Source organism: Ruegeria sp. K3 (genome assembly GCF_056531845.1).
The window spans coordinates 218,771-237,639 of sequence record NZ_JBQFMM010000001.1 but is presented as its reverse complement, the minus strand read 5'-3'; the positions used below and the strand labels follow the sequence as shown (position 1 = coordinate 237,639).

16 protein-coding genes are annotated in these 18,869 nt (G+C 59.7%); 5 read left to right on the top strand and 11 right to left on the bottom strand.

Going from position 1 to position 18,869, the window contains the following annotated elements:
* Nucleotides 1–51 precede the first annotated feature (51 nt).
* The 3 genes from ACR0MP_RS01120 (at nucleotide 52) to ACR0MP_RS01110 (ending at nucleotide 4,892) form a co-directional block, all read left to right on the top strand.
* Nucleotides 52–3,213, top strand: coding sequence for a valine--tRNA ligase (locus ACR0MP_RS01120; protein WP_480885568.1), 3,162 nt, complete (start codon nucleotides 52–54; stop codon nucleotides 3,211–3,213).
* Between the two features lie 146 nt (nucleotides 3,214–3,359).
* Nucleotides 3,360–4,520 (top strand): benzoate/H(+) symporter BenE family transporter, encoded by a 1,161-nt coding sequence (locus ACR0MP_RS01115; RefSeq protein WP_170736473.1) that lies wholly within the window; start codon nucleotides 3,360–3,362, stop codon nucleotides 4,518–4,520.
* Nucleotides 4,521–4,559: 39 nt separating this feature from the next.
* Nucleotides 4,560–4,892 carry a DnaJ family domain-containing protein gene (locus ACR0MP_RS01110; RefSeq protein WP_170404239.1) on the top strand — a complete coding sequence of 111 codons (333 nt, stop codon included), beginning with the start codon at nucleotides 4,560–4,562 and terminating at the stop codon, nucleotides 4,890–4,892.
* On the opposite strand, the gene ACR0MP_RS01105 is transcribed toward ACR0MP_RS01110, so the two are convergent.
* Nucleotides 4,893–5,675: a crotonase/enoyl-CoA hydratase family protein gene (locus tag ACR0MP_RS01105; protein ID WP_170564757.1), complete on the bottom strand. Its 783-nt coding sequence runs from the start codon at nucleotides 5,673–5,675 to the stop codon at nucleotides 4,893–4,895.
* Between the two features lie 149 nt (nucleotides 5,676–5,824).
* Between ACR0MP_RS01105 and ACR0MP_RS01100 the strand changes: the two genes are divergently transcribed.
* Entirely contained in the window at nucleotides 5,825–6,934 is a 1,110-nt protein-coding gene (locus ACR0MP_RS01100) for a pyridoxal phosphate-dependent aminotransferase (RefSeq protein ID WP_170404245.1), read from the top strand.
* An 80-nt stretch (nucleotides 6,935–7,014) separates the two neighbouring features.
* Here ACR0MP_RS01100 and ACR0MP_RS01095 read toward each other — a convergent pair whose 3' ends face one another.
* From ACR0MP_RS01095 to ACR0MP_RS01070, 6 genes are all read right to left on the bottom strand, one after another.
* Nucleotides 7,015–8,205 carry an aminotransferase class V-fold PLP-dependent enzyme gene (locus ACR0MP_RS01095; protein ID WP_170404249.1) on the bottom strand — a complete coding sequence of 397 codons (1,191 nt, stop codon included), beginning with the start codon at nucleotides 8,203–8,205 and terminating at the stop codon, nucleotides 7,015–7,017.
* A gap of 51 nt (nucleotides 8,206–8,256) precedes the next feature.
* Nucleotides 8,257–8,889, bottom strand: coding sequence for a bifunctional 4-hydroxy-2-oxoglutarate aldolase/2-dehydro-3-deoxy-phosphogluconate aldolase (locus ACR0MP_RS01090; RefSeq protein WP_170397269.1), 633 nt, complete (start codon nucleotides 8,887–8,889; stop codon nucleotides 8,257–8,259).
* A gap of 4 nt (nucleotides 8,890–8,893) precedes the next feature.
* Complete coding sequence (gene edd, locus ACR0MP_RS01085) at nucleotides 8,894–10,699, bottom strand: phosphogluconate dehydratase (protein ID WP_480885564.1); 1,806 nt, start codon at nucleotides 10,697–10,699, stop codon at nucleotides 8,894–8,896.
* Nucleotides 10,700–10,701: 2 nt separating this feature from the next.
* Complete coding sequence (gene zwf / locus ACR0MP_RS01080) at nucleotides 10,702–12,147, bottom strand: glucose-6-phosphate dehydrogenase (RefSeq protein ID WP_480885562.1); 1,446 nt, start codon at nucleotides 12,145–12,147, stop codon at nucleotides 10,702–10,704.
* 165 nt (nucleotides 12,148–12,312) lie between these two features.
* A complete protein-coding gene (gene ptsP, locus ACR0MP_RS01075) occupies nucleotides 12,313–14,556 on the bottom strand; it encodes a phosphoenolpyruvate--protein phosphotransferase (protein ID WP_170404255.1) in 2,244 nt (747 codons plus the stop codon).
* A 45-nt stretch (nucleotides 14,557–14,601) separates the two neighbouring features.
* Nucleotides 14,602–15,840, bottom strand: a complete 1,239-nt coding sequence (locus ACR0MP_RS01070; RefSeq protein WP_170397275.1) for an aspartate kinase — start codon at nucleotides 15,838–15,840, stop codon at nucleotides 14,602–14,604.
* Between the two features lie 155 nt (nucleotides 15,841–15,995).
* Here ACR0MP_RS01070 and ACR0MP_RS01065 point away from each other — a divergent pair, with 155 nt between their 5' ends.
* Nucleotides 15,996–16,352, top strand: a complete 357-nt coding sequence (locus tag ACR0MP_RS01065) for a hypothetical protein (RefSeq protein WP_170397277.1) — start codon at nucleotides 15,996–15,998, stop codon at nucleotides 16,350–16,352.
* Here ACR0MP_RS01065 and ACR0MP_RS01060 read toward each other — a convergent pair.
* From ACR0MP_RS01060 to ACR0MP_RS01045, 4 genes are all read right to left on the bottom strand, one after another.
* Nucleotides 16,346–16,984 (bottom strand): SDR family NAD(P)-dependent oxidoreductase, encoded by a 639-nt coding sequence (locus tag ACR0MP_RS01060; RefSeq protein ID WP_170424264.1) that lies wholly within the window; start codon nucleotides 16,982–16,984, stop codon nucleotides 16,346–16,348. The genes ACR0MP_RS01065 and ACR0MP_RS01060 overlap by 7 nt on opposite strands.
* A 3-nt stretch (nucleotides 16,985–16,987) precedes the next feature.
* A complete protein-coding gene (locus tag ACR0MP_RS01055; protein WP_170736481.1) occupies nucleotides 16,988–17,443 on the bottom strand; it encodes a DUF1178 family protein in 456 nt (151 codons plus the stop codon).
* A 71-nt stretch (nucleotides 17,444–17,514) separates the two neighbouring features.
* Nucleotides 17,515–18,000: an NUDIX hydrolase gene (locus tag ACR0MP_RS01050; protein WP_170736487.1), complete on the bottom strand. Its 486-nt coding sequence runs from the start codon at nucleotides 17,998–18,000 to the stop codon at nucleotides 17,515–17,517.
* 80 nt (nucleotides 18,001–18,080) lie between these two features.
* Nucleotides 18,081–18,848: an EcsC family protein gene (locus ACR0MP_RS01045; protein WP_170404266.1), complete on the bottom strand. Its 768-nt coding sequence runs from the start codon at nucleotides 18,846–18,848 to the stop codon at nucleotides 18,081–18,083.
* Nucleotides 18,849–18,869: the final 21 nt, after the last annotated feature.

Genomic DNA, 18,869 nt, shown 5'->3' with positions numbered 1-18,869 from the left:
CATTCGCTATTGCAGGCGCTGACCCGATATTGTTGACGCAGGACGCATCCCATGGCGATGGAAAAGACATTCAACGCGGCCGAGGCCGAGGCCCGCATCTATCAGGCCTGGGAAGCGGCCGGAGCCTTCAAGGCAGGCGCGAACAAATCGCGCGACGAGAGCTTTACCATCATGATACCGCCACCGAACGTGACGGGTGCGCTGCATGTGGGCCACGCGTTCAACAACACACTGCAGGATATTCTGACCCGCTGGCACCGGATGCGCGGGTTCGACACGCTATGGCAGCCCGGTCAGGATCACGCTGGTATCGCCACGCAAATGCAGGTGGAAAAGATGTTGGCCAACACCCAGCAGCCGGGACGTCGTGAGCTGGGACGTGAGGCGTTTCTGGACAAGGTCTGGGAATGGAAGGGCGAATACGGCGGCACGATCATTGAGCAGCTCAAGCGTTTGGGCTCCAGCTGCGACTGGTCGCGTAATGCTTTCACCATGGCTGGTGCGCCGCGTGACCCGCGCACGGGCCACGAAAATTCTGCGAATTTTCACGACGCGGTGATCAAGGTCTTTGTCGACATGTACGAAAAGGGCCTGATCTATCGCGGCAAGCGGCTGGTCAATTGGGACCCGCATTTCGAGACCGCAATTTCGGACCTTGAGGTCGAGAATATCGAAGTTGCAGGCCACATGTGGCACTTCAAATACCCGCTGGCGGGCGGCGAGACCTATACCTACGTCGAGAAAGATGAGGACGGGAATATCGTGCTGGAGGAAGAGCGCGACTATATCTCGATCGCCACGACTCGCCCCGAAACCATGCTCGGCGACGGCGCAGTTGCGGTTCACCCATCGGATGAGCGCTATGCGCCCATCGTCGGAAAACTCTGCGAAATCCCGGTTGGCCCGAAAGAGCATCGCCGTCAGATCCCGATCATCACCGATGATTACCCTGATCCAGATTTCGGCTCGGGCGCGGTGAAAATCACCGGTGCACATGACTTCAACGACAATATGGTCGCCAAGCGCGGCGGCATTCCAATGTATCGCCTGATGGACACCAAAGGCGCAATGCGCGCCGATGGTGCGCCTTATGCCGAAGAGGCGGACAAGGCGCAGGAATACGCGCGCGGGCGTGAGTTCACCGAGAACGAGATCGACGCGATCAACCTGATCCCTGATCATCTGCGCGGCCTCGACCGGTTCGAGGCACGTGCGAAGGTGGTTGAGGAGATCACTGCAGACGGTCTGGCTGTCATGACTCGCGCCGATGATCCACGTCTGGGTTCGACCGCTTTAACGCCGGAACACGAAGGCGCGGACAAGCTGGTGCCGCTGGTCGAAAGCAAACCGATCATGCAGCCCTTCGGCGACCGCTCGAAAGTCGTCATCGAGCCGATGTTCACCGACCAATGGTTCGTCGACGCCGCCAAGGTCGTCGGCCCTGCGCTGGACGCGGTCAAGGACGGCACGGTCAAGATCATCCCCGAGTCGGGCGAGAAGACCTATTACCATTGGCTGGAAAACATCGAGCCGTGGTGCATCTCGCGCCAGCTGTGGTGGGGGCATCAGATACCTGTTTGGTATGGCCTCGATCTCTCGGCTGAGAATTTCAAGGACGACGAAAACGACGGCGACCTTGATTTGGTCGAATTGGGTCGTTTGCTGAACGAAGGTGGCATGCTGCATCGTGGCAATGTCATGGAATGCGCGGCAAGCCTTGAGGCCGTTACAGAGAAATTCCTCGACGACAATGCCAATATACCCAGCCCGCTGAGCCACGCGACGGTCATCGAAGTTGCCGATAAGCAGGAAGCGATCCATCAGTTCGCCGAAAGCCTTGCCCTATACGCAGTCGAACAAGACCCGACCAAGCTGGTCTACCCGGTCTGGCGCGACCCCGACGTGCTCGACACATGGTTCTCTTCCGGCCTCTGGCCTATCGGCACGCTGGGCTGGCCCGAAAAGACCGAAGAGTTAGAGCGCTATTTCCCAACCGATGTGTTGATCACCGGCTTTGACATCCTGTTCTTCTGGGTCGCGCGGATGATGATGATGCAACTGGCCGTAGTGAACGAGATCCCGTTCCACACCGTCTATCTGCACCAGCTCGTCCGCGACGAGAAGGGCAAGAAGATGTCCAAAACCACCGGCAACGTGATCGATCCGCTGGAGATCGTGGACGAATTCGGTGCTGACGCGCTGCGCTTTACCAATGCCTCGATGGCGGCTATTGGCGGGGTACTGAAACTGTCGCGCGAGCGCATCACAGGTTACCGTAACTTCGGCACCAAACTGTGGAACGCCGTCCGCTTTGCCGAGATGAATGAGGTCTTCACCGACGCTGTCCCGCAACTGGACGTGGCTGACCTGAAACCCAAAGCCGCCGTGAACCGCTGGATCATCGGTGAAACCGCCCGTGTGCGGGAAGAGGTCGACGCGGCGCTGGAAAGCTATCGTTTCAACGACGCGGCCAACGGGCTCTACGCCTTTGTCTGGGGCAAGGTCTGCGACTGGTACGTGGAACTCTCTAAACCCTTGCTGCAAGGCGACGACACCGAGGCACAGGCCGAGACCCGCGCCACCATGCGCTGGGTTCTGGATCAGTGCATGGTTCTGCTGCACCCGATCATGCCTTTCATCACCGAAGAGCTGTGGGGCCTGACCGGTAAGCGTGCCAAAATGGTTGTACACGCAGATTGGCCGACCTATGCGGCTGCCGACCTGATCGACGCGGATGCGGATCGAGAAATGAACTGGGTGATCTCGGTGATCGAAAACACCCGCTCGGCCCGCGCGCAGATGCGAGTTCCTGCTGGCCTCTACGTGCCGATGCTGGTGACTGAGATTGACGCGCACGGCCAAGCGGCATGGGACCGCAACGAAGCGCTGATCAAACGTCTGGCGCGGATCGACAGCCTGACCAAGGCGGTTGAACTGCCCAAGGGCACGATCTCGATTGCCGCCCCCGGTGCCTCCTTTGGCCTGCCACTGGCGGACATCATCGACATTGGTGCGGAAAAGGAACGGCTGGAAAAAGCCAAAGGCAAGTTGGCCAAGGAACTCGGCGGTCTGCGCGGGCGCCTGAACAACCCGAAATTCGTGGCATCGGCCCCGGAAGAGGTTGTTGCGGAAGCCAAAGCTAACCTTGCCGCCCGCGAAGAAGAAGAAGCCAAGCTAAACGAAGCTCTCGCCCGTTTGGCTGAAATCGCCTGATCTTTTTCCTGCTGCTGATATATTGAAATCGAACCTCACCACCCAACCGGCGGTGAGGTTTTTCTTTACCCTCAGAGCTTTCCCCTTGTTCACGCCACGCCCCGCTTGTTAGCACTTCGACGACACAACCTGGCGAGGCACTGACGATGCGATCTTTCCCTCCGATGCAGACCGTCTCAACCGGGTTGGTTGTGGCCATTGTCGGGTTCTTCAGCTCGTTTCCCATCGTACTGCAAGGGTTGGGCGCGATGGGAGCTTCATCGCAGGAAGCCGCCTCGGGTCTGATGAGTGCGGCGATTGCCATGGGGCTTGCAGCCATCGTCCTCAGCCTGCGGTACAAAATGCCGATCAGCGTTGCGTGGTCGACCCCGGGGGCCGCTCTGTTAGCCGTCTCGGCCACCCCGGTCGAGGGATTTTCAGGCGCGATTGGTGCGTTCCTGTGCGCCGGAGCATTAACGGTTCTGGCAGGGCTGTGGAAGCCGCTGGGACGATTGGCAGCAGCAATTCCCACAACACTGGCGCAAGCAATGCTGGCAGGCGTGCTCTTGCCACTATGCCTTGTGCCCTTCCAGGCGGCGGTCGAGATTCCATGGCAGGCGTTGCCGGTGATCCTGACGTGGTTTGTCGCGGGCCGTTTCAATCGGTTGATCGCGGTTCCGGCAGCTGTGGTCGCGGCGGCTATCATTGTGTCGCTGAACGCAGGAGATGCCCAATTGATGCCGGATCGTTTGATCGCGGCTCCGATCTGGACCATGCCATCATTCTCGGTCGCGTCGGCCATCGGGATCGGCGTACCGCTGTTTATCGTCACGATGGCGACACAGAATATCCCCGGCGTCGCGGTGATGCGCAGCTTTGGCTTTGATCCTGTTCCCGGCCGGTTGTTTTCATCCGTCGGTGGCGCAAGCATGCTTTCGGCCCCTTTCGGGGCGCCCGCAACCTGCCTGGCCGCAATCACCGCAGCGATGTGTTCCAACGAGGAAAGCCACCCCGATCCGGCGCAGCGTTATTGGTCGGCAATCATGGGTGGCGTGTTCTACTGCCTCTTCGGTATCTTTGCCGTGGCGATCACCAGTTTTGCCGCCCATGCCGACCCGCTGCTTATGGGCACTCTGGCAGGTGTGGCCCTGATCGGGGTCCTGGCCAATGCCATGCATGCCGCGCTGGACGTCCCTGTCGAGCGCGAAGCGGCTATTTTGACACTGGCCATTACGGCCTCTGGCATAACGGTTTTTGGGTTGGGCGCGGCAGTCTGGGGGCTGTTGGCTGGGGGTATCGCATATCTGGCAACAAACCGAGTGCGCTGAGCCCTTTCATCAGAACCCCTCAGGCGGTAAAATAAGCGCATGTTCGGATCGCTTGGAAAACTGATTGAACGCCAGATCAAAAAGGCGCAGGCCGAAGGCCAACTGCAGGGTCTTGAAGGCGAAGGTGCCCCGTTGCCCGACCGCTCGGGCGAGGCACAAGGCGATCCCGTCATTGCTGCGGGTCATCGGATAATGGCGCAGGCCGGAGTTCTGCCCGAGGAGTTCGACATCAAGAAACAGCTCGACGCCGCCCGCAAGGAGTTTGCAGCGCTGACTGACAATCAGGACCGCAGGGCAGCAATGAAAAAGATTGCTGATCTTGAGATGCGATACAACATGGCCCGCGATGCACGGCGCGCATTCATGCGGTGATCATTTGAACTCGGGCTTTCGGCCCTGCATCTGTGCCATGACAACTTCCATTTGATCCGACTTACCGATCAGGTCGACCTGTTCGGTAGACTCGGCCAACAGCACATCAGCACGGTCACGGGTTTCGGCCACATCAATCAACCGTTTGGCGGCGCGGATGGCGGACGGGCTTTTACCCGCGATGTCCTCGGCCAGCGCCAGCGCTTCGGTCAGGGGATCATCCGACAGTTTGGTAACAAGCCCCCAATCTGCTGCCTGTGGCGCTCCGATAGGGCGGGCGGTATAGGTCAGCAGGCGCAGCACGTCCGAGCGCACGAGCTCTGGCAGCAGAACCATGCCGCCCATGTCGGGGATAATGCCCCATTTCATCTCCATCACTGCCAGCTTGGCTTCGGGATGCGCGATGCGGATGTCAGCACCCAGCGCAATCTGTAGCCCACCGCCATAGGCGACGCCTTGAATAGCGCAGATCACCGGCACCGGGACGCGCCGCCAGATCAAGGCAAGTTCCTGCATTTCGTTGGCATCTTCGTGGCTGCGGGTCATCAGCCATTCGCTTGGGTCTGTGTGCGCCATGCTGGCAAAGCTGGCCATATCGAGCCCAGCGCAAAAGCTTTTGCCTTCCCCCGATAGCACCACGGCGCGAATGTCGGCTGCGGCGACCTCTTGACCGGCCGAAAGGATCGCCTTGATCATCGCATCGTCCAGCGCGTTCATCTTGTCGCCACGGGTCAGCGTGACACGTGCGATGTGGTCTTTGTATTCGATGGATACGCGGGACATGGGACCTCCGGGGCGTGTTTTGTTGTGTAAACATGCCAGCAAGACGCCAGCAGCGCCACAGCGACGTCAGGGCAAACCGCACATCCGAAGCCTCCTTTGAACTTCTGGCAAGGCTTGCCCCACCTGATCGGTTGCGCTTATCTGCGGCCATGACTGGTCCTCGTTATACCCCGCTTGCCCTCACGCTGCCCGCGACCGTGCCTTTTGTCGGCCCCGAAACGCAGGAGCGCCAACGTGGCGCGCCCTTCGTGGCCCGGATCGGTGCGAATGAAAGCGTGTTTGGCCCGTCCCCGCGCGCCATCGATGCAATGCAACGGGCCGCAGGCGAGATATGGATGTATGGCGATCCCGAGAATTACGAACTACGCCATGCGCTGGCGGTACATCATGGGGTTGCGCCTGAAAATATCGTGGTTGGCGAAGGCATTGACGGGTTGCTGGGCTATCTGGTGCGCCTGTTGGTTGGTCACGGCGATGCAGTTGTGACTTCGGATGGAGCTTATCCGACTTTCAATTACCACGTGGCCGGGTTTGGTGGGGTATTGCACAAGGTCCCCTACCGCGACGATCACGAGGACCCGACGGCACTGTTCGCCAAAGCGGCGGAGGTAGACGCCAAGTTGGTCTATCTGGCCAACCCGGACAACCCGATGGGAACATGGCATTCAGGTGAGGATATCGTGTCCGCTCTGGAGGCTTTGCCAGAGGGCTGTTTGGTGGTTCTTGACGAGGCATATGTCGAATGCGCGCCCGAAGGGACCGCTGCACCTGTCGCTGCTGATGATTCACGTGTGATCCGGATGCGAACGTTTTCCAAGGTTTATGGCATGGCCGGGGCGCGGGTAGGCTATGCTATCGGCTCATCCGAGTTGATTGCGAGCTTCAACAAAGTGCGCAACCATTTCGGCATGAACCGAGCCGCGCAGGCAGGGGCATTGGCCGCGCTAAAAGATGAAGATTGGCTGACGCATGTGCAGCAAAGGATTGCCGGGTCCCGGAACCGCATCGAAGAGATTTCACGGTCGAATGGTCTGCTGCCTTTGCCGTCTGCGACAAACTTTGTGGCGATTGATTGTGGGCGCGATGGGGTGTTTGCCAAGGCCGTGTTGGACGCGCACGTTGAACAAGGCGTGTTCGTGCGGATGCCATTTGCCGCGCCCCAGAACCGGTGCATTCGGGTCAGCTGCGGAGGTGAGGCGGAAATGGCGGCGTTTGAAGCTGCTCTGCCCACGGCCTTAGCAAAAGCCCGAGCCTCGTAAAGGGGGCTGTCTGCCCCCTATCGCACCCAAGTGCGATTTCCCCGAAGGTATTTTAGGCCAGATGAAGAGGCGGATCGGGCTTATCCGGCCAGCGTCGCGGCGGCGGCTTCGAGCGCACCCTGACCACGGGGGATATCGAGCGCAGCCATAGCGGTTTCGACGCCACCCAGCATGGCCATGACCATTTGAGCGTTTACGTGCCCCATGTGGCCAAGGCGGAAGCAGCCATCCCAATCCTCCATTCCCAGACCGATGCCCAGCGTCAGACCCAGTTGGGTTTCGGTATAGCTGCGCAGCGGCGTGCCGCGCCCCTCGGTCAGGCGGAGGGCAGTGACCGCGTGGCTGCGATGGGCCGGGTCGGCGACGTTGAAATGCAGCGCGCCACCTTGCGCCCAGATTTCACAGGCGGCCCAGATGGCCGTTGCCAGGTGTTCGTGGCGGGCCCAGACCTGTTCGATCCCTTCGCCATGGATCAGGTCGAGCGCAGCGCGCAGGCCATACAGGTGGTGGGTTGGCGCGGTGCCGTTGAAATACTGATAGAACAGATCTGGATTGGCGCGTGGTTGCCAGTCCCAATAATGCGAGACGCGGGGCATTGTGGCGCGCTTGGCTTGCGCCTTGTCGTTGAAGAAGACAAAGCCGGTGCCCGCCGGGGTCATAAGCCCCTTTTGGCAAGCCGTGACAGTGACGTCGACACCCCAGGCATCCATCTCGAACCGGTCGCAGCCCATCGACGCGATGCAGTCAGCCATCAGCAAGGCTGGGTGGTCAATGTCGTCGAGCAACGCTCGCAAGGCCGTGATATCGTTGCGGATCGATGTGGACGTATCGACGTGGACTGCAAGGACCGCTTTGATCTTGTGGCTTGTATCGTTACGCAGGGCCTCGGCGATGCGGTCAAGATCCCAGGGCGAGGACATTCCGAAATCGATCAGGTCAACCTTAGCGCCGATTCCTTCGGCCATCTCGGCCCAACCGTGGGTGAATCGGCCAGAGGCCGGGGCAAGCACGGTTTCACCGGGTGCAATGACGTTGGAAAGCGCAGCCTCCCATGTACCGTGACCATTGGCGATATAGATGGCAACGTTGTGCTGGGTTCCAGCAACGCGTTTCAAGTCTCGGGTGAGCGCGGGCATCATCTCGATCAATTCGCCGTCATAGATATTGGGCGACGGACGGTGCATCGCCTGCAGCACCGTATCGGGCATGACCGAAGGGCCGGGGATGGCCAGATACTCGCGCCCATGCGCGAGGGAGGTTTGGTTTGTCATGAGGGCAACCTGTTTGAATTGAGGCCTACCCTAGCGTCTTGCCCTGCGGCGTCAATCCAGCAGACTGGCGGCCTCGCGGGCAAGTGTTTCGATCCCGGACCAATCACCGTTTTGAACCATCTGCTTGGGCGCGACCCAGCTGCCGCCGGCGCAGACAACATTCGACAGTGACAGGTAATCGAGGGCATTTGACGGCGATACGCCACCAGTTGGGCAGAAGGTGATCTGCGGTAGCGGTGCGCCGATGGCTTTTAGGGCGGGAGCCCCTCCTGAGGCCTCGGCGGGGAAGAATTTCAGCATGTCATAGCCCTTTTCCAGCAGAGCCATGGCTTCGCTTGCAGTAGCCGCACCGGGGAGAAGGGGCAGACCTTCGGCTTCGCAGGCGGCGATCAGGGCATCAGTCGCACCGGGCGAGACGCCGAACTGAGCGCCAGCCTCTTTGGCAGCGCGGACATCTTCGGGCGTGACCAGTGTACCCGCCCCGACAACACCGCCGGGGACGTTGGCCATGGCGCGGATCGCGTCGAGCGCGGCGGGAGTGCGCAAGGTGACTTCAAGCGCCGGGAGGCCACCGGCGACCAAAGCTTCGGCCAACGGGCGCGCATGGGCCGCGTCGTCGACGACCAGGACTGGAACAATCGGGGCCAGCGCGCAGATCTCGCGGGTGCGTTGGGTTTTGGACATTGGGTTACACTCCGAAAATGCTGGCGCCGGTGTCGGCTGAGCCGACATTCTGACGGAAGGCGCCGAAGAGGTCACGGCCAACACCGTGTTGGTTTGCCGTAAGGTCGGCGGTGGCCGGATTGCGGTCGAGAACACCGGGGGTCAGGATTTCCAACTCGCCCTTGACCGCATCAACGCGCAACAGGTCACCGTCTTGCAGATAGGCGATCGGTCCACCATCCAGCGCCTCGGGGCAGACATGGATGGCGGCGGGCACTTTGCCGGATGCGCCCGACATACGGCCATCGGTGACCAGAGCCACCTTCTGCCCCCTGCCCTGCAGGATCGACAGGATCGGCGTCAGCGAATGAAGTTCAGGCATACCGTTGGCTTTTGGCCCTTGGAAGCGAACAACAACGATGACGTCATCGGTGAATTCTCCGGCTTTGAAAGCGGCTTTAACGGCGTTCTGGTCGTGGAATACACGCACGGGCGCTTCGACCACTTGGTGTTCAGGTGCTACAGCCGACACCTTCATGACCCCTGTGCCCAGATTGCCCGTCAAGCGAGAGAGCCCGCCCGTGGGTTGGAACGGGTCTTTGGCCGGGCGAACGATCTTTTCGTTCAGACTGTGGCCCGCGCCCTCTTCCCAGACCAACTCGCCGTCTTTCAGCTTGGGTTCTTTGGTGTAGTTGTGCAGGCCCTGCCCCGCGACAGTCAGCGTATCGGGGTGCAGCAAGCCATCTTCCAGCAGCGTACCGATGGCGAAGCCCAGGCCACCCGCAGCGTGGAAGTGGTTCACGTCTGCCAGACCGTTGGGATAGACGCGCGCGACCAAAGGCACGACAGCGGAGATGTCGGAAAAATCCTCCCAGTCCAGCACGATACCACCGGCACGCGCCATGGCGATCAGGTGGATCAGTAGGTTGGTGGAACCGCCGGTGGCCATCAGGCCGACGATGCCATTGACGAAAGCGCGCTCGTCAAGGATCTGGCAGACCGGTGTGTAGTGATTGCCCAGCGCGCTGAGAGACAGGGCGCGGCGCGCGCCTTCCTCGGTCAGGGCATCGCGCAGGGGGGTGTTGGGGTTGATGAAGCTGGACCCTGGCAGGTGCAGGCCCATGAATTCCATCAGCATCTGGTTGGTGTTGGCAGTTCCGTAGAAGGTGCAGGTGCCGGGGCCGTGATATGCGGCCATTTCGGCCTTCATCAGCTCTTCGCGGCCCACCTCTCCGGCGGCGAATTTCTGGCGGACCTTGGCCTTTTCGTCATTCGGCAGGCCACTGGTCATCGGACCTGCAGGCAGGAAGACGGCAGGAAGATGCCCAAAGGCTTGCGCGCCGATGATCAGGCCGGGCACGATCTTGTCACAGACGCCCAGGAAAACGGCGGCGTCATAAGTGTTGTGGCTTAGCGCCACTCCGGTCGCCAGCGCGATCACATCGCGCGAGAACAGCGAGAGTTCCATCCCCGCCTCGCCTTGCGTGACGCCGTCGCACATGGCTGGCACTCCGCCTGCAACCTGCGCTGTGCCGCCTGCTGCGCGGATCGCATCGCGGATCAGGGCCGGGTAGCGTTCGAAAGGCTGATGGGCCGAGAGCATATCGTTATAGGCGGTAACGATCCCCAGATTGCCAGCCGTGCCGGAGGCCATGGAGTCCTGATCTTCGCCCGCCCCGGCATAGGCGTGGGCCTGCCCGCTGCAGGACAGGTGCGCACGCGCAGGGCCCTTGGATTTGGCCTGCTCCATTCGTTCAAGATGCGGACCACGCAGATCGGCGCTGCGGTCGATGATGCGTTTGGTGACGTCGGATATAACTGTGTTGACCATGATTACCCTCCGATCTGACGCCAGCGGCGCCCATCGCGATGCATCAGCATCAATGCTTCTTCGGGCCCCGAACTGCCCTGATCGTATTTCGCGGGCTTATCGCCACGCTCTTCCCAGCCGTGAATGATGGGATCGACCCAGGCCCATGCGGCCTCGGCTTCATCCCCGCGCATGAACAAAGTCTGGTCGCCGCGGATGACATCCATGATCAAGCGTTCATAGGCATCCGGGGATTGGCCGTGGTCGCCCAGCGCATCAGCGAAACTCATGTCGAGTGCAACGTCGGACAGGCGGAACCCGCCCTGCCCCGGTTCCTTGATGGTGGTGCGGAGCGTGATGCCTTCGTCCGGTTGCAGGCGGATCACCAGCACGTTGCCATGCAATGGGCCGACATTCGGAAAAATCGTATGCGGCGGGTCGCGGAAGAACACTGCAATCTCGGATTCACGTGCGCGCAGGCGCTTGCCGGTCCGCAGATAAAACGGGACACCGGCCCAGCGCCAGTTGCCGATATGCGCCTTCAGCGCAATGAAGCTTTCGGTACGGCTGGCGGGGTTGCCGACGTGATCCAGATAGCCATCGCCCCCTTTTTCGGTGCGGTACTGACCACGAGCGATATCCTTGGGTTCCACCGGCTCCAGCGCTTCGATCACTTTGACTTTCTCATCGCGCACCGCGTTGGGTGAGAATTTCGAAGGCGGTTCCATCGCTGTCAGGCACAGCAATTGAACCAGATGGTTCTGGATCATGTCCCGCATCGCGCCGGACTGATCATAATAAGCACCGCGCCCTTCGACGCCCACGGTTTCGGCCACGGTGATCTGGACGTTATCAACATGAGTGGCGTTCCAGAGCGGTTCGAAAAGCGAATTGGCAAAGCGCAGCGCCATCAGGTTCTGCACGGTTTCCTTGCCCAGATAATGATCGATCCGGTAAATCTGATGTTCTTCAAAACAGGCCCGCAGCCCTTCGTTCAACGCTTTGGCTGATGCCAGATCGTGACCAAAGGGTTTCTCGACCACGATACGACTGTCAGGTGTGGACAGGCCGTGCTCGTTCAGACGTTGGGCGATGCCCGAGAAAAGGCTTGGGCCTACTGACAGATAGAAAGCGCGTACCACATCCGGTCGCAGCGTTTTCGCAAGGTCAGACCAACCCGCATCGCCAAGCGCATCTACCGGAACATACTCGACGCGGGACAGAAAGCGATCAAGCGTATCCTTTTTAAAACCCGGCGCAAACTCTTGCATCGACGCACGCAGCTGTTCACGGAACCCGTCGCTGTCAATGTCGGATCGGGCGGTTCCAATGATGCGCGCATTCTCAGGCATCTGGCCGACTTCGAAGCGATGATAGAGGCCCGGCAGGATTTTACGCTGCGCCAAATCGCCCGTCGCGCCGAACAACACAAGGTCGAACGGATCTACCGGAATTACGCGTGAGACCATTGCAAGGCTCCTTTCGAATTCCCCGCCAGCATAAGCGAGGTTTCAGCCCGGGATTAAAACGCATGTGCGTCATTAGCTATGTTATCGCTAACATTCACCGGCTGAATAGAAAACCTGAGCGCAAAAATCAAGCGCGGATTTGCAGCTGGCATCGCGGAAGATCAGTCAGGACTGCGTCCGCAGCCAGTCCATCACCGCCGGACGCACGGATTGTTCCCCACGATGGCGGGCATCGGCGATAATTTTACGCACATCCTGAAGGTTCGACCGCAACAACAGGCTTTTGACCGGCCCGATTGAGGCCGGGCGCATCGAAAGGGTACGGATGCCCATGGCCGCGAGACACAGCGCCTCGACCGGGCGACCGGCATCTTCGCCACAGAAGCTGAGCGGTGTGTCCGAGATCGAGCATCTCTCAACGATACGTTCAATGAAACTCAGAAAGCTGACATTCAGCGTATCGTAGCGACGGCGAACCAGTTCATTTTCGCGGTCGGCGGCGAAGAAAAACTGTTTCAGGTCGTTCCCACCGATCGAGATAAAGCCGACTTCGTCAAAGAACTTCTGCGGCGCAAAGGCAAGTGAAGGCGTTTCCAGCATCGCCCCCACTTCGAGCGATTCAGGCAGAACATGGCCCAGACGCCGTTCACGCTCGATCGTTTTCTTGACCTCCCAGCGCGCCTCACGGAATTCGTCAGCCTGCGCGACAAACGGGAACATGATCGTCAGGGGGCGGCCATCGGCGGCCCGGATCAGCGCCTGCAACTGCATCCGCATCACGCCGCGCTTGTCCAGACCCACCCGGATCGCCCGCCAGCCCAGCGCAGGGTTCGGTTCTTCCACATGCTTCATATAGGGCAGAACTTTGTCTGACCCGATATCGAGTGTACGGAACACCACACGCTTTTCGCCCGCAGCATCCAGAACCCGTTTGTATTGCGTTACCAGCTCGGATCGCTTGGGCATCTGATTGCGGATCAGAAACTGCAGTTCGGTGCGGAACAGGCCCACGCCCTCGGCACCAGAATTGCTAAGTGAGGGCAGATCGGCCATCAGGCCCGCATTCATCACCATGTTGATTCGCGCACCATCCTGAGTAACGGTGGGCGTTTCACGGATCGAGGCGTAGCGCTCCTGCGCTTTGGCCTCCATCGCGATTTTGTCACGGAACGCACTGACGACGGTGTCTTCGGGGCGCAGATGAACGACACCGCTATCGCCATCAACCAGAATGTGATCGCCGTTCAGGGCTTCGGTGGTGATGCGGCCTACATGCACCACCAGTGGGATCGCCAACGCGCGCGCCACGATAGTGGCATGGCTTCCGACCGAGCCTTCTTCCAACACGATCCCTTTGAGAGAACGGCCATATTCCAGCAGATCACCGGGGCCGATATTTCGCGCAATTAGGATCGGATCGGGCGGCAGGTCAGCCCCATTTCCGTTACCCTGTCCAGTCAAAATTCGCAGCAACCGATTGCTGAGGTCGTCCAGATCGGCCAACCGTTCACGTAAATACGGATCGGTAACCTGCCCCATGCGAGCCCGCGCCTGAGATTGTTCTTTCTCGACCGCCGCCTCTGCGCTGAGACCAAGAGCGATGTCCTCCTCCATCCGGCGCATCCAACCCTTGGAGTTGGCGAACATCCGGTAGGCTTCCAGAACCTGCAACTGCTCTTTGTCGCCGCCCTGAGAAATCTCAAGCATCTTGTCGACGCCGACGCGTAGCTCTTCAACGGCCTCGGTCAGCCGCTCACGCTCACGATGCGGGTCTTCGGCAATGGGATTGGTGACAACAACACGAGGTTCATGCAGCCAGACATGGCCTTCAGCAGATCCCTCCTGCGCCGGGCCACCGGTAAGTTGCACCGATTGCTGGTGCAGCGGTGACAAGGCCGCGCCTTCGCCGACGAACGCGCCCAGTTCGGCCATTTCGGCCAGAACCATCGCGACAACTTCCAGCGCATAAACCTCATCCGCCGAAAACTCGCGCGCGTCCCGGGACTGAACCACCAGCACGCCCAGTTTCTGACCCAGACGCTGTACCGGCACACCAAGAAAGGACGAATACCGTTCCTCGCCGGTTTCCGGCATGTACCGAAAGCCCTTGGCCGAGGGCGCGTTCGCCGTATTCACCACCTTGCCAGATTTGGCAACGCGACCAACCAGCCCTTCGCCCATACGCATCCGCGTCTTGTGCACCGCTTCTGGGGACAGACCTTCGGTGGCGCACAGTTCAAGCGTATCCTCATCCCGAAACAGGTAGATCGAGCAAACTTCACGACCGGTACTGTCGGCGATCAGGTGCGTGATCCGGTCAAGACGTTCCTGACCGGCGGCTTCGCTCGCCATTTCTTCGCGCAGCCGTCCCAGCAACTTGCGAGATTCTGTTTCCGTGCCTTCCGCCATGGCCCACCCACGTTACGGTTTCAGACAGGACACTTGGCTGAAAGCTCAGGCCGCCTTGTCCAGTTCAAAGGCATCATGCAGTGCCTGAACCGCAAGTTCCATGTATTTCCTGTCGATCAGGACGGAAATTTTAATCTCGGAGGTTGTAATGACCTTGATGTTAATCCCCTCATCCGAGAGAATCTTGAACATCTTGGCCGCAACACCGGATTGCGAGCGCATACCGATCCCGACAACTGAGACCTTGCAAACATCCTCATCCGCAACCAGTTCGGCGTAGTTCAGCTCACCCTGATCCTTGATCGCCAGCAATGCCTTTTCGGCGCGGGAGACCTGATTGGTCGGACAGGAGAAAGTCATGTCGGTGCGCCCTTCGTCCGAGATATTCTGGACGATCATGTCCACGTTCACGCCCTCGTCGCTGAGCGCGGTAAAGATGATCGAGGCGATGCCGGGGCGGTCCGCCACGGAAACGACGGTCATCTTGGCTTCGTCGCGGGAATAGGCCACACCGGCCACAACATTGGATTCCATGATATCCTCCTCGTCGCAGACCAGTGTACCGGCCTCGTCGGATTGTTCCTCAAAGCTTGAAAGAACGCGCAGTTTCACCTTGTAGCGCATCGCCAGCTCGACCGAGCGGGTTTGAAGCACTTTGGCCCCCAGCGAGGCCAGTTCGAGCATTTCCTCGAACGAGATTTTGTCCAGCTTGCGCGCCTTTTCACAGATGCGCGGGTCGGTCGTATAGACACCGTCCACATCCGTATAGATGTCGCAGCGCTCGGCTTCGAAAGCGGCAGCAAAAGCCACGGCGGTGGTGTCCGAACCGCCCCGACCCAGCGTGGTGATGCGACCTTCGGGGCTGATGCCCTGGAAGCCCGCGACCACCGCAACGCGCATCCCTTCGCCGAATTTCTGGTTGATATTCTCGGGCGGGATTTCTTCGATCCGGGCCGCTGAATGGGCACCGTTGGTGATCAGCGGCACCTGCCAACCCTGCCAGCTGCGCGCCGGGATGTCCATTTCCTGCAGGGTCAGCGCCATCAGGCCAGCTGTAACGTTTTCACCAGAGGAGACAACGGCATCATATTCGCGCGCGTCATAGAGCGGAGAGATTTCATCGACCCAGCCCACCAGCTCGTTGGTCTTGCCGGACATCGCCGAAACGATGACGATGACGTCATAGCCTTTGGCTACCTCGACACCAACCCGTTTGGCAGCACGGCGGATCCGGTCCAGATTGGCGACCGATGTGCCGCCGAATTTCATCACGAGTACGGGCATGGGGGCTAGTGTCTCCGCGCCTTGAATTTCTGATCCCGTGCCTCTTATGCGAGGGGGGGCGCAAGGGCAAGTGGGCAAAGTCTGCACCGCAGTGCTTTACTTTGGTCGCGCGTGGTGTAAGCGTTCGGTCAAAGTCTTATTCCACGAGGATTTCAATGTTCCGCTTTGCCCTTGCCCTAAGCCTGGTTTCGACTGCCGCAAATGCCCAAGTGGCCACCCTATCGGGAACGGATGGCGAGAACTCATTAGGCACCGTTCCATGCGCTGCATTGGCAGGTGATACACTGGCCAGTTGTCCGGCCGAATTGCGGAAGCGCGAAGATGGAACGGCGACGTTGGCGGTTCAGTTGAACACTGGCGAGGTCCGGCGGATTTACTTCACCAAAGGCGTGCCGGATTCCAGCAGTTCGACATCGAAACTGACCTATGAGACACGCGGTGATATCATGGTGATCTTCATTGATCCCGGTGAAGTCTACGAAATCCCCAAGGCGGCCCTGAACTCTCAGTAAGGGTGCGCCCGACCATCCCAGGTTTCAAAACAACCGGTAGTATCGAGCGAGAGAGCCGCAAATCGCTCGATCAAGCCGTTTGCCGCCTGATCGACCGTGATCTCTGCTGCAGATCCGCCCATGTCCGTCTGCACCCAGCCCGGATGGTAGATTCCCACCGCAATGCCATCCGCCTGTAGGTCAGTCGCTAGGTTGCGGCCCAAATTCAGCGCCGCCGCCTTTGACGCACGGTAGATATAGCTGCCACCCGGCGCGCGCGTATGTGACGCCATCTGAGACGAAACGATGGCGATCCGGCCCCGCGCGGTACACAGGTTCGGCAACAAGGACTGGATGGTAAGAAACACGCCTGTCACGTTGGCGGCGAAGCTTTGCGCCCACATCTCGGCGGGATAGCCACTAATGTCGTGTCCTTTGTCCAGATAAACGCCCGCATTGCAGATCAGCAGGTCAATCTGGCGGCCTCGCAGTTGCTCGGCCATTGCAGCGTGCTGTTCTGGGTCCGTGACATCCAGCACGATATCTGCGCTACCGTCCCGGGCAGTTCCGGTCACTTCATGACCTTCTGCACGATACTGATCCGCAATGGATTTCCCGATCCCTCGGTTCGTGCCCGTAATAACGATGTGCATGGGTCAGTTGGTCTTGCGGCTAGGAACAAACGGCAACGGTGCGACCGGCACGCCGTCTTCAATCAGCGATTGCGCCTCTTCGGGCTTGGCCTCACCATAGATCGCGCGCTCGGGCGCATCCCCCAGATGGATTTTGCGGGCTTCTTTGGCGAAATCCTTGCCCACATAGTCCGAGTTTTCCTCGACCTTTCGACGCAGTTCGCTGAGGACCTCAGCGATCTCGGGCGAAGGTGTTGCCATGCTGATCTCATCCGCAGAAGGCTGCGCTGGTGCAACCTCGGTCACCGCCTTGCGCGCAGGCCGGACACGCGGTGTCATCACCGCCTTTTCCACCTTGTCGCAGCCGCATACCGCGCAGGTTACCAACCCGGCCGCTGACAGTTTGTCAAAGCCGGCTGCGGATTGAAACCAACTGTCAAAGCTGTGGTCATTGCTGCATTTCAATGCGTATTGAATCATATCACATCCAAAGTCCGGTTGGCGAATAGATACCGACCAACATGGCAATATCAAGTCTTGATCTTGGCCCGCTATTGCCGATGCAACCCGAATCCGCCCAAAAGCGCAGCGAGATCGGGCGACGACACCTTCAACGATGCCTTTTTGGGCGAAACCCATTTGCGCCTGCGCTCACCCGCTTCGGGAAACTGCGCCTCCAATCGCTGCACATGCAGCGGAAACACATCAACTAGACACAGCGCCGATGGCTTGCCAGGCCGGTTCTTGATATAGGCAAACCGACCAAGGCTTTCGCTTCCGCACTGCCCCAAAACACCAGCCTCTTCCCAGGCCTCGCGGGCGGCTGTTTCAGACGGGGTCAGCCCGTTGATCAACCACCCCTTCGGGATGATCCAGCGCCGCGCCCTGCGCGTTGTGATCAACAAAATCTCTGGCAGGTCATCATTGGTTCGATAGCAAAGCGCAGCGGATTGAGCATAAACAGGCAGCGCCCCGGAAAGGGAGAGGTTTTCCGCCGAAAGCCCGGCAATCGCATCAATACTGCGTCCGTCAAACACGGTTCATATCCACTGCTCGCTCCGCTTATGTTGCGGTTTATAAAGTGATATTTAACATATCCGGCAAAGTCTGCCAAGCTTTACGGGAAAGCGCCCTTATTAAGAGCCATCCGCCCCGACAAGCGCCGCACCAGCTCGTCATGAGGTATGTCGGCATCAATCGCCAATCGACGCAGCCCAAAATGCACATGCGCGATCTGCTGGTAGTAGCGGGTATAGACAAAATTTGTACCGCCCCCGGCAAGCGCCCCAAGCAACGGTACAGACTGCGCCGCCAGCTTCTGGCCCAGCACTACGGACAGGCGCGGCGCCACCATCGCAATGAGGCGTTGCATGGTCGGTCCGGTCAGGGTCATGCGCATTGAGAAAAAGCCCAGATCAGCCCCGTCATCCTCGGCCAAAGGACCTGCGGCTGACAACACTCGGATCGAGTCGAATTTCACGTTCTCGGCGGTCGGATCAAATCCTTCCCGCATCGCTGCGCCTTGGATCGCGCGCAGCATCATGGCGGTTGTCGCGGGCAGCTCGACAAGTGCTGTGGAAACTCCACCCAGACCTCCGGCTGCGCCCATGGCAGTAGTCAAGGCTGTGTTGACCCATGGTTTCTGGTCCGGCACGGCACGCCGAGAGCCTTCGGCCGCATGCATGGCAAGCCAAAGCGCCTGTTCGGTTGCTTCGGTCAGACCTTCTCGCACCGGCTTAGGTAACTGATCCAATAAGGATTCCGCCGAACCACCAAGCTTGTTCAGCAGATTCACTCCTGCGCCACCTGCCGCACCGTACAGCTGCGCAAGCCGATCAAGCTCGGCCTCGGGATCGAGTTTTTCGACAAGAACCACGTCCTGCATCTGTGCCCTCCTGTCCTGAAA

Coding starts and splice junctions, on each gene's coding strand:
- ACR0MP_RS01120 (WP_480885568.1), top strand. CDS start 52: ATGGCGATGGAAAAGACATTCAACGCGGCCGAGGCCGAGGCCCGCATC.
- ACR0MP_RS01115 (WP_170736473.1), top strand. CDS start 3,360: ATGCGATCTTTCCCTCCGATGCAGACCGTCTCAACCGGGTTGGTTGTG.
- ACR0MP_RS01110 (WP_170404239.1), top strand. CDS start 4,560: ATGTTCGGATCGCTTGGAAAACTGATTGAACGCCAGATCAAAAAGGCG.
- ACR0MP_RS01105 (WP_170564757.1), bottom strand. CDS start 5,675: ATGTCCCGCGTATCCATCGAATACAAAGACCACATCGCACGTGTCACG.
- ACR0MP_RS01100 (WP_170404245.1), top strand. CDS start 5,825: ATGACTGGTCCTCGTTATACCCCGCTTGCCCTCACGCTGCCCGCGACC.
- ACR0MP_RS01095 (WP_170404249.1), bottom strand. CDS start 8,205: ATGACAAACCAAACCTCCCTCGCGCATGGGCGCGAGTATCTGGCCATC.
- ACR0MP_RS01090 (WP_170397269.1), bottom strand. CDS start 8,889: ATGTCCAAAACCCAACGCACCCGCGAGATCTGCGCGCTGGCCCCGATT.
- edd (WP_480885564.1), bottom strand. CDS start 10,699: ATGGTCAACACAGTTATATCCGACGTCACCAAACGCATCATCGACCGC.
- zwf (WP_480885562.1), bottom strand. CDS start 12,147: ATGGTCTCACGCGTAATTCCGGTAGATCCGTTCGACCTTGTGTTGTTC.
- ptsP (WP_170404255.1), bottom strand. CDS start 14,556: ATGGCGGAAGGCACGGAAACAGAATCTCGCAAGTTGCTGGGACGGCTG.
- ACR0MP_RS01070 (WP_170397275.1), bottom strand. CDS start 15,840: ATGCCCGTACTCGTGATGAAATTCGGCGGCACATCGGTCGCCAATCTG.
- ACR0MP_RS01065 (WP_170397277.1), top strand. CDS start 15,996: ATGTTCCGCTTTGCCCTTGCCCTAAGCCTGGTTTCGACTGCCGCAAAT.
- ACR0MP_RS01060 (WP_170424264.1), bottom strand. CDS start 16,984: ATGCACATCGTTATTACGGGCACGAACCGAGGGATCGGGAAATCCATT.
- ACR0MP_RS01055 (WP_170736481.1), bottom strand. CDS start 17,443: ATGATTCAATACGCATTGAAATGCAGCAATGACCACAGCTTTGACAGT.
- ACR0MP_RS01045 (WP_170404266.1), bottom strand. CDS start 18,848: ATGCAGGACGTGGTTCTTGTCGAAAAACTCGATCCCGAGGCCGAGCTT.